At 65.4% G+C, this 9,836-nt stretch carries 9 protein-coding genes; all 9 read right to left on the bottom strand.

Going from position 1 to position 9,836, the window contains the following annotated elements; genetic code table 11:
- Positions 1–774: C40 family peptidase (locus G3N97_RS32935; RefSeq protein ID WP_205997090.1), on the bottom strand; the 774-nt coding region annotated here is incomplete at its 3' end.
- 278 nt (positions 775–1,052) lie between these two features.
- Positions 1,053–2,906 carry a PhoH family protein gene (locus G3N97_RS32930; protein WP_205997089.1) on the bottom strand — a complete coding sequence of 618 codons (1,854 nt, stop codon included), beginning with the start codon at positions 2,904–2,906 and terminating at the stop codon, positions 1,053–1,055.
- 396 nt (positions 2,907–3,302) lie between these two features.
- Positions 3,303–3,764: a peroxiredoxin gene (locus G3N97_RS32925; protein WP_065060077.1), complete on the bottom strand. Its 462-nt coding sequence runs from the start codon at positions 3,762–3,764 to the stop codon at positions 3,303–3,305.
- A 145-nt stretch (positions 3,765–3,909) separates the two neighbouring features.
- Entirely contained in the window at positions 3,910–4,806 is an 897-nt protein-coding gene (locus G3N97_RS32920) for a polysaccharide deacetylase family protein (protein ID WP_205997088.1), read from the bottom strand.
- A gap of 18 nt (positions 4,807–4,824) precedes the next feature.
- Complete coding sequence (locus G3N97_RS32915; protein ID WP_074984245.1) at positions 4,825–5,877, bottom strand: bifunctional UDP-4-keto-pentose/UDP-xylose synthase; 1,053 nt, start codon at positions 5,875–5,877, stop codon at positions 4,825–4,827.
- The gene (locus G3N97_RS32910) at positions 5,874–6,842 is read right to left on the bottom strand and encodes a formyltransferase (protein WP_205997087.1); all 969 of its coding nucleotides are present in this window, start codon (positions 6,840–6,842) and stop codon (positions 5,874–5,876) included. The genes G3N97_RS32915 and G3N97_RS32910 overlap by 4 nt, the downstream gene beginning before the upstream one ends.
- On the bottom strand, positions 6,839–7,975 hold the full coding sequence (locus tag G3N97_RS32905) for a glycosyltransferase (protein ID WP_241030982.1): 1,137 nt from the start codon (positions 7,973–7,975) through the stop codon (positions 6,839–6,841). The genes G3N97_RS32910 and G3N97_RS32905 overlap by 4 nt, the downstream gene beginning before the upstream one ends.
- A 112-nt stretch (positions 7,976–8,087) precedes the next feature.
- Positions 8,088–9,251 (bottom strand): DegT/DnrJ/EryC1/StrS aminotransferase family protein, encoded by a 1,164-nt coding sequence (locus tag G3N97_RS32900; protein WP_110328104.1) that lies wholly within the window; start codon positions 9,249–9,251, stop codon positions 8,088–8,090.
- 123 nt (positions 9,252–9,374) lie between these two features.
- Positions 9,375–9,746, bottom strand: coding sequence for an SMR family transporter (locus G3N97_RS32895; protein ID WP_065060114.1), 372 nt, complete (start codon positions 9,744–9,746; stop codon positions 9,375–9,377).
- Positions 9,747–9,836: the final 90 nt, after the last annotated feature.

Raw genomic sequence — 9,836 nt, 5'->3', positions numbered from 1 at the left:
GCCCATCGCGGCGGGCGGCGGCTCGAAGGCGTCGGCGGACGCGGCCTGCGGCGCGGGCGATGCAGGTATCGCCGCCGTATTCGTGTAGGTAGTTGGCGGCGTGCTCGTCAGGCGACGCTGATCCACCGCTGCAGCACTGACGCGAGCCGCAGGCGCGGCAACCGCCACGCTTGCGGCCGGCGCGACCGGAGCAGGCGTCGCCGCCTCGTAAGTCGGCGTATCGAACGGCGTGCTCGGCGCGCGTTTGGGCGGCGCCATGCGGCGGATGCCGTCGAAATGCTTCGCCCAGTAGGGATTGGTCAGATAGTCGAGCCGCACGGTGCCGCCCGTCGACGGCGCATTCACGAAGCGCAGATTGCCCACGTAAATGCCCACATGCGAGTGCGGCCGCCCGGTGGTGTTGAAGAACACGAGGTCGCCGGCCGCGATTTCGTCCGGCTCGATCGACTCGCCGCGCTGGCTCATGTCGGCCGTGGTGCGCGGCAGATCGACCGACGCGGCGCGCGCGAACACGTATTTCACGAGACCGCTGCAATCGAAGCCGCTATCGGGCGTATTGCCGCCCCAGCGATAGGGAATGCCGACGAGACCCATCGCCTGGATCGAGATTTCCTCGCGGCCGATGCTGTGGTCGACGAAATTGGGAAAGCCGGGCGGCTTGGTGCGCCAGGCGTAGCCGCCGCTCGATCCGCCGCCGCGCGACACCTTCTGCGGCGCGCTCGAACACGCCGCAAGGAACATCACGATCAGCAACGGAAGCCAGAGTCGACGCATGAAAAGCGGACGGCGAACGACGCGCGTCCGCCATTGGGGAAAACCGGTAATGAGCGGATGGTAGCCCGTGGGACACGGCTTCGGCAAGAATTCTTCAAGAATTACTTGAAGTTCGCGGGCGATCTGTTGCGGGTTCGGCACGCCGCGAAGGGCCAAAACGCCCGTGGGCGCGGGCGACGCGCAAGAAAAAAGGACCGCATCCGGCGATCCGGATGCGGTCCTTTCAGGTACGACGCAACAGACGTGGCGCGGTGAAAAAACCGCGCCGCCGGAGCGTTTTAGAGAATGTCCGAAGCGTAATCGGCCAGACGCGAACGCTCGCCGCGCGCCAGCGTCACGTGCCCGCTATGCGCCCAGCCCTTGAAACGGTCGACCACGTAGGTCAGACCCGAGCTGCCTTCGGTCAGATACGGCGTGTCGATCTGCGCGATGTTGCCGAGGCACACGATCTTCGTGCCGGGGCCCGCGCGCGTCACGAGCGTCTTCATCTGCTTGGGCGTCAGGTTCTGCGCCTCGTCGATGATCAGATACTTGTCGACGAAGGTGCGGCCGCGCATGAAGTTCATGCTCTTGACCTTCAGGCGCGAACGGATCAGCTCCTGGGTCGCGGCGCGGCCCCATTCGCCGGCGGCGTCGTCGGTCTTCTGGAGCACTTCGAGGTTGTCGTCGAAGGCACCCATCCACGGCTGCATCTTTTCCTCTTCCGTGCCCGGCAGGAAGCCGATGTCCTCGCCGACCGGCACCGTCGCGCGCGTCACGATGATCTCGTTGTAGCGCTTGTCGTCGAGCACCTGCGCGAGGCCCGCCGCAAGCGCGACGAGCGTCTTGCCGGTACCGGCCTGGCCGAGCAGCGTGACGAAGTCGATGTCCGGATTCATCAGCAGGTTCAGCGCGAAATTCTGCTCGCGGTTGCGCGCCGTGATGCCCCACACGTTGTTCTTGTGGTGGCCGTAGTCACGCAGCGTCTGCAGCAGCGCCGTCTTGCCGTTGAGCTCGCGCACGATCGCGTGGAACGCGGGCTCGCCGTTCTGCGGCTCGAGATAGACGAACTCGTTGACGAGCATCGACGCGCACTCGGGCCCGGTCACGCGGTAGTACGTGGTGCCGGTCTTGGTGTCCTGCCAGGACTCCATGCCCTTGGCGTGCTTCGCCCAGAAGTCCTGCGACAGCGCGCGGATGCCCGAGTAGAGCAGGTCCTTGTCTTCGAGAACCTGGTCGTTGAAGTAGTCTTCGGCGGGCAGGCCGAGCGCGTGCGCCTTGATACGCATGTTGATGTCTTTCGACACCAGCACGACGAGGCGGTCCGGCCGGTCGCGTTGCAGCGCGCGCACCACGCCGAGAATCTGGTTGTCGGCTTTGCCTTCGGGCAGGCCGTCGACCGGATCGATGTGCGTGAGCGTGGTCTGGAAATACAGGCGGCCGAGAGCTTCGCGGCTGCCGAGGCGCGCGAGCGAAATGCCTTCCGAGATCGGGCCCGCGTTCGCCACGAGCTGATCGAGCGTGCGGCTGACCTGACGCGCGTTGCGCGCGACTTCCGACATGCCTTTCTTGTGGTTGTCGAGTTCTTCCAACGTCATCATCGGCAGATAGACGTCGTGTTCCTCGAAACGGAACAGGCAGGTCGGGTCGTGCATCAGCACGTTGGTGTCGAGCACGAACAGCTTCTGGACTTCGACGGCTTCTTCCGGATGCACGCGTTTTTTCGTGCTGCCGCGCGTGGCCGGTGCGGTCGTGCCGCCCGAGGTTTTCGCGGCGGGTTGTTTGCCGCTGCGCGCAACGGGCGCTTCGGCGGCCGGCGTCGCATGAGCCTGGAGCGGCTGCAGCAACGCGGCGGTCTGTTTGCGTTTTCGTGCGGGGGCCGGCGCGACGGGTTCGAGCGCGGCGAGTTCGGCGCTGGCGGAAGGCAGCGGCACGGTGCGCAGCGTGGTCGCGGCGTTCGCGGCCTCGGTCATCGGTTCGGCGACGCTTGCCGCACCATAGGCGGTCGCGTCGTTGGCAAGTTCCGAGGCAACATCGGCGGCGTCGTTCTCACCCGCTGCTTTGCGGGTGCTGCGCGAGGGCTTCGCGCGCGCCTTGTATTCCTCGGGCGGCAGCAGGTTGCCGAGCTTGCTGGGGGGAGTAGGCAAAGGCATGGTGTCCCTCGAAAAAATCGGGTCGAGTGGTCGCGGGGTTACCCAGTAAGGTGCGCTTTCGGGCGGCGCGTGCGGACAGCCGGGTGGGCCGCCGCCGTGACCGCGCTGGGTGCGCGCTCAGGTCTGAAAATGCCGGTTCGCCTGTTTTTCGATCGGCTCCTTGACGTTGACGCGCACCGGGTCGCTACGCCGGCGCGGCGTGGAGGGAGTGACATTCAACAGAAAGGCCAACAAAAAAGCCGCCGCCCCGACTGACGAGGCAAGCGGCTTGACTGCTGTGCTGACACGCTGCCCCGGAAGCGCATTTCCGGCCACGACGTGACCGGTTGCGAGACCGCTGCAATGCATCAAAAAATGGGTTGGACAGGCACTCATTGCAGCCCAATATAACGCGCCTCAAAGCGCTTGTACAGCCTCCAGAACTTCCTCGACGTGGCCCGGAACCTTGAGGCCACGCCACTCGCGGCGCAGCACGCCGTCGGCGTCGATGAGGAAGGTGGAGCGCTCGATTCCACGCACTTCTTTGCCATACATTTTCTTCATTTTGATGACGCCGAAGAGCGAGCAGAGCGCTTCGTCGCCATCCGATACCAAGGTAAACGGCAGTTCGAGCTTGGCCTTGAAGTTGTCGTGCGAGCGCACGCTGTCGCGCGAGACGCCCACGATCGTGGCGCCGGCCTTCTTGAACTTCGCGAACAGGTCGCGGAATTCCATGCCTTCGCGCGTGCAGCCCGGCGTGTTGTCTTTCGGATAGAAGTAGAGGACGACCTTCTTGCCCTTGAGGCTCGAGAGCGTGAAGTCGCCGCCCGTGGCGGGCGCGGTGAAGTCGGGAACGGGTTGGTCGACAGCGATGGTCACGTCAGGCACGTGGCTCTCCCTTTGTTATTGGCTGGCGCGGGGGCGGCGCGGGCGCCGGCCGGGACGGTGTGTGCCGCTCGCGGCGCCGTGCTAGCGGCATGGGCTGCGTGCGCGAAGACAGGCGCGGCGGCGCGGGCGGCGGGGTTCAGTCGGGCTGTACGATCAACTGGCCGGAACGGCCCGCGATCTCGCCCCAGGTGACAGGGTACGATGGCAGCGAATCCGGGTCCAGCGTCGCATGGTAGTCGCCCATCGTGGCAAACGTGTGGCCCTGTGCGCGCCAGCCCGCGAGCAGCTGTTCGAACACGGGCGCGAGCTTCTGGCCTTCGAGTTCCGCGTGCAGCGTGAACACCTGATCGTGCGGATTGTTTTCCGTGAGCTTGAGCATCCACGCGGCGACGGTGTCCGTATCCACGCCATCGACGCCCAGCACTTCGTCGAGCGTGGGCAGCGTGGTGGGCATCTGCACGTGGTTGAGCGTGCGGCCGTTCACGACCGGACGGTAGGGCGAATGGCCGCGCCCGTCCGAGGCGTACTGCATGCCCCAGGTGTCGATCTGCTCGAATGCCGACTCGTTCATCTGCCAGCCTGCCGCGCCGTGCGTGACGGGCGGCGTGCCGAAGATGCGCGTGAAGCGGTCGTAGCTTTTCTGCATCTGACGCGCGGTCCATTGCGCGTCGCGCGTGCGCACGTTGTCCTGCCAGTAGACGTGGTCCCACGTGTGGATGCCGCACTCGAAGCCGGCTTCGTGGATCGCGCGCATCTGCGCGGCCGCTTCCACGCCGATGTCGGGGCCGGGCAGCAACACGCCGTACATCAGCTGGCGGATGCCGTAATGCTCGACCACCGAGGTGCGCGAGACCTTCTTCAGAAAGCCCGGACGGAACACGCGGCGCAGCGCCCAGCCCGTATGGTCCGGGCCGAGGCTGAACAGGAACGTCGCGCGCGCCTTGTAGCGGTCGAAGATGCGCGCGAGATTCGGCACGCCTTCACGCGTGCCGCGCAGCGTGTCGACGTCGATCTTGAGAACGATGCGGGCCAAGTGGCGTTGTCCCCGGCGTTACGCTTGCTGCTGTTCGACGAGCGCGCGCGCTTCGCCGACATGGCCGCGATACGCTTCGAAGATCTTGCGCAGCGCTTCGTCGAAGGTCGACTTCGGCGCCCAGCCGAGTTCCTGCATCGTGTTGTCGATCTTCGGCACGCGGTTCTGCACGTCCTGGTAGCCCGCGCCGTAGTACGCGCCCGACGACGTTTCGACCAGCTGGACCTTCTTCGCCGTTTCCGCGTACTCGGGGAATTCGGCAGCGAGCGCCAGCATCTTGTGCGCGAGTTCGCGCACCGAGAAGTTGTTGGTCGGGTTGCCGATGTTGAAGATCTTGCCCGAGGCGACGCCGTCCTTGTTGTCGATGATCTTCATCAGCGCTTCGATGCCGTCGTCGATGTCGGTGAACGCACGCTTTTGCGCGCCGCCGTCGACGAGGCTGATGTTCTCGCCGCGCACGATGTGGCCGAGGAACTGCGTCACGACGCGCGACGAACCTTCCTTCGGCGTGTAGATCGAGTCGAGGCCCGGGCCGATCCAGTTGAACGGACGGAACAGCGTGAAGTTCAGGCCTTCCATGCCGTAGCCCCAGATCACGCGGTCCATCAGCTGCTTCGAGCACGCGTAGATCCAGCGCGGCTTGTTGATCGGGCCGTAGGTGAGGGCCGACGCGTCCGGGTCGAACTGCTCGTCCGAGCACATGCCGTAGACCTCGGAGGTCGACGGGAAGACAAGGTGCTTGCGGTACTTGACCGCCGAACGCACGATCGGCAGGTTCGCCTCGAAGTCGAGTTCGAACACGCGCAGCGGCTGCTGCACGTAGGTGGCCGGCGTGGCGATGGCGACCAGCGGCAGGATCACGTCGCACTTCTTGACGTGATACTCGACCCACTCCTTGTTGATCGTGATGTCGCCTTCGAAGAAGTGCATGCGCTCATGCTTGACCAGATCGCCGAGGCGGTCCGTCTGCATGTCCATGCCGAACACTTCCCAGTCCGTGGTCTCGAGGATGCGCTTGGAGAGGTGATGGCCGATGAAGCCATTGACACCCAGGATCAGAACTTTTTTCATGGACGGGGGACAGATGAAATGAGGTCGGAGAACGCGGCGGGCGTGACGACGGTCTCTTGACCGCCGTGTTCCAGATTCGGTGCGTGCCGCAGTTCGTGAATCGCGATGGCGCGGCCGTCGCCGCAAACGGCGAAAAGCGCATTATCGCTTACGTGGATGCCGGCGGGCAATCCGGCGAGGGCGCGCACGCTTTCGGCGTCTTGCGTGCCGGGGCGCACCAGCCGCGCGCGCGCGATCACGAAGCGATGCTCGCCGATATCCGTGAACGCGCCCGGGTACGGCGGCGCGACTGCGCGGATCAGGTTGTAGACGTCCTGCGCGCTCTGCGAGAAGTCGAGCCGGCCGTCTTCGGGCTTGCGTCCGCCGTAGTAGCTGCCTTGCGACAGATCGTTCGGCAGGTGCGGCGCTTCGCCCGCGACGAGGGCGGGCAGCACGCGCCAGAGCGTCTGCTCGGCGGCCACCGTCACCTTGTCGAAGACCATCGCCGCCGTGTCGTCGGGCAGGATCGGCACCGGCGTCTGCGCGATGATCGCGCCCGCGTCGGGCTTCGCGGCCATCTCGTGCAGCGTCGCGCCGGTTTCCGTTTCGCCCTTGATCACCGCCCAGTTGGTCGGCACGCGGCCGCGATACTTCGGCAGCAGCGAGCCGTGCATGTTGTAGGCGCCGCGCGCGGCGAGCGCGAGCAGATCGACCGGCAACATGTGGCGGTAGTAGAACGAGAAGATGAAGTCGGGCCTGGCGGCGGCGATCGCGGCGCGCAGCTCGGGGCTTTTCGGATCGGCGGGCGTGATGACGTCGATGCCGTGTTCCTCGGCCACCGACTTCACGCTGCCGAACCAGATGTTTTCGGTCGGGCTGTCTTCGTGCGTGACGACGAGCGCCACGTCCACGCCGCGCGCGAGCAGCACCTGCAGGCAGCGCACCCCGACGTTGTGATACGCGAAGACGACGGCGCGCGCTTTCATGACTGGGCTCCGTGGCGTGCGTCCTGACCGGCTTCCTGGTCGACGTTGTTGCCACCGTTGGCGCCGCCGTTCGGGTTGACGTTCTGGTTCGCGGCGCCGACAGGATTCAGCGCGGTCTGCACGGCCTGCACGACGTCCTGACGCGGCACTTCGACCACTTCGCGACCGTTGCGCGCTTCGAGAATCGTCTGCACCAGATAGCGCGGACGCGCGCGCACCTGCTGATAAATACGGCCGATGTACTCGCCGAGCAGGCCGAGCGCGAAGATGATCACGCCGAGCAGGAAGAACGTGATGGCGAACAGCGTGAACACGCCTTGCACTTCCGCGCCGATGATGAAGCGGCGGATCAGCAGCAGCACGAACAGGCCCGCCGAGCCCAGCGAAAGAATCACGCCGATGAACGACAGCCATTGCAGCGGCACGACCGAGAAGCCCGTGACGAGGTCGAAGTTCAGTCGGATCAGGCTATAGAGCGAGTACTTCGACTCGCCCGCGAAGCGCTCTTCGTGCGCGACGTCGACTTCGACCGGGTTCTGCGCGAAGGTGTACGCGAGCGCCGGAATGAAGGTGTTGATTTCGCCGCAACGGTTGATCGTATCGACGATATGACGGTTGTAGGCGCGCAGCATGCAGCCCTGGTCCGTCATCTTGATGCGCGTGATGCGCTCGCGCAGCCGGTTCATGGCCTGCGAAGCCTTGCGGCGCCACAGGCTGTCCTGGCGCTGCATGCGGATCGTGCCCACGTAGTCGTAGCCTTCGCGCATCTTCTCGACCAGCTTGCCGATTTCCTCGGGCGGATTCTGCAGGTCGGCGTCGAGCGTGATGACGATCTCGCCGCGCGACTGCTCGAAGCCCGCGAGAATCGCCATGTGCTGGCCGTAGTTGCCGTTGAGCAGGATCGCGCGCGTGGTGTCCGGGCGCGCGCGGAACTGCTCGGCGAGCATCGCGGCGGAGCGGTCGCGGCTGCCGTCGTTGATGAAGATGACTTCGTACGAGGTGCCGAGCTTGTCGAGCGCCGGGTACAGGCGCGCGAACAGCGCGGCCAGTCCGGCTTCCTCGTTGTAGACCGGAATGATGACCGAGACTTCCGGCGTTTCCGGGGTCAAGGTGCGTTGTTCCGTTTGACTCATGTGTGCGTCTTTTCCGTTGGGGTAATCCGTGTTGCACGACAGTGTACGGCTGGCGGGGCGGGCGCGATTGGCCGAACAGCGCCCACTCCGTGCAGGTACTTGCTGGCGATGCTTACTTCGCGAACTGCGTGCAGATGTCGTTGACGGCGCGGCATACGCGCGCGACGTCCGCTTCCGTCATCAGCGTGAAGAGCGGCAGCGTGACCGTGGTCGCGCCGAACCGCTCGGCGTGCGGGAACATGCCCGCACGGAAACCGCGCTCGCGATAGAGCGTGAACAGGTGGATGGCCGGGTAGTGCACGCCCGAACCGATCCCGCGTTCCTTGAGCTGTTCCATGAATTCCGCGCGCGTGAGCGTGAGCTTTTCGAGCGGCAGGGTGATCTGGAACATGTGCCAGTTGCTGTTCGCGAAGTCGGCGTGCGGCAGGCCCATGCCGAGCTTCACGGCCGCGCCGCCTTCGAAGCCCGCGAAATACGCCTTCGCGAGATTGCGGCGCTGCAGCGTGAAACGCTCGATGTGCTTGAGCTGGCCGAGGCCCACGCGCGCGGCCACGTCCGTGAGATTGTACTTGCCGCCGAGCACGTCGCAGTCCATGCCGTCGAGGCCCGTGCGCGTGATGCCCTGCAGCCGGTATTTGCGCGCGAGTTCCGCTTCGTCCTCGTTGTTGAGCACGAGCGCGCCGCCTTCGATCGCCGTGAGGTTCTTGTTCGCGTGGAAGCTGAACGAGACGATGTCGCCGAGTTCGCCGATGCGCTTGCCGTTCCAGCTCGCGCCGAACGCCTGGGCGGCGTCCTCGATCACGCGCAGCTTGTGCTGGCGGGCGATCGCGTAGAGGCGGTCCATGTCGACGGGCAGGCCCGAGAGGAACACCGGAATGATCGCCTTGGTGCGCGGCGTGATGGCGGCTTCGAGCTTGTCGAGGTCGATGTTGCGCGTGAGCGGGTCGATGTCGGCGAACACGGGCGTCGCGCCCACTTCGTAGATCACGTTGCTCGTGGACACCCACGAGGCCGGCGTGGTGATGACTTCGTCGCCGGGACCGACGCCCGCGATGCGCAGACCGATCTCCAGCGTCGCCGTACCCGAGTTGAAGGTGCGCACCGGACGGCCGCCGCAATACTCGGACAGCGCGGCTTCGAATGCCTGGTTCTGCGGGCCGGTCGTGATCCAGCCCGAGCGGAGCACGTCGACGACGCCCTGAATGGTTTCCTCGTCGATCTCGGGTTTGACGAACGGGAGGAACGGAACGGAGGACTGCGCGGATGACTGGGTCATGAGGGCTTGGCTCGTCAGAACGTCAGATAGTGAGTGAGGCTGTGGCGGCGCGAAGCATGCGCCGCCGACCTTACGATTTGCTTCGATATGGCTTCGAAATGGCGGATGGCCAGGTTGCGCCGATCAGCTGCGCGCCAGCACGACCACGCCGATCAGAATGATGCCGATGCCGACGAGGCGCTGCACGCTCATCACTTCGCCGAACAGATACCAGGCCGCGAACGCGTTGACCACGTAGCCGAGCGAGAGCATCGGGTAGGCGATCGAGACGTCGACGCGCGAGAGGCCCACGATCCACACGACCACGCTGAACACGTAGCAGGTGAGTCCGCCGATGATCGGCAACTGCGTGGCGAGCTTCCAGCCGATGGGCAGGATGTTCGCACGGCTGAATTCGAAGTGTCCAACGGCATTGACACCGGCTTTCAGCAACAGTTGCGCACAGGCATTCAGGCCGACGCCGGCCAGGATGCAGATAAGGGAAATCGGATTCATCATTCGGGTGATCAACTCGGTTATGGGGGCGGACCGGGCGAGGTCCGCGAGGCCGCTGTGGCGCCGCGCCGGCAGCCGGCGGGCGCGCGG

This window comes from Paraburkholderia sp. Ac-20347 (assembly GCF_017104805.1).
GTDB lineage: Bacteria > Pseudomonadota > Gammaproteobacteria > Burkholderiales > Burkholderiaceae > Paraburkholderia > Paraburkholderia tropica.
This window is presented reverse-complemented; position numbering and strand designations above follow the sequence as displayed.

What these genes read in the sequence shown, in the direction of transcription:
- G3N97_RS32930 (WP_205997089.1), bottom strand. Translation starts at nt 2,906, where the DNA reads ATGCCTTTGCCTACTCCCCCCAGCAAGCTCGGCAACCTGCTGCCGCCC.
- G3N97_RS32915 (WP_074984245.1), bottom strand. Translation starts at nt 5,877, where the DNA reads ATGAAAAAAGTTCTGATCCTGGGTGTCAATGGCTTCATCGGCCATCAC.
- G3N97_RS32910 (WP_205997087.1), bottom strand. Translation starts at nt 6,842, where the DNA reads ATGAAAGCGCGCGCCGTCGTCTTCGCGTATCACAACGTCGGGGTGCGC.
- G3N97_RS32905 (WP_241030982.1), bottom strand. Translation starts at nt 7,975, where the DNA reads ATGAGTCAAACGGAACAACGCACCTTGACCCCGGAAACGCCGGAAGTC.
- G3N97_RS32900 (WP_110328104.1), bottom strand. Translation starts at nt 9,251, where the DNA reads ATGACCCAGTCATCCGCGCAGTCCTCCGTTCCGTTCCTCCCGTTCGTC.
- G3N97_RS32895 (WP_065060114.1), bottom strand. Translation starts at nt 9,746, where the DNA reads ATGAATCCGATTTCCCTTATCTGCATCCTGGCCGGCGTCGGCCTGAAT.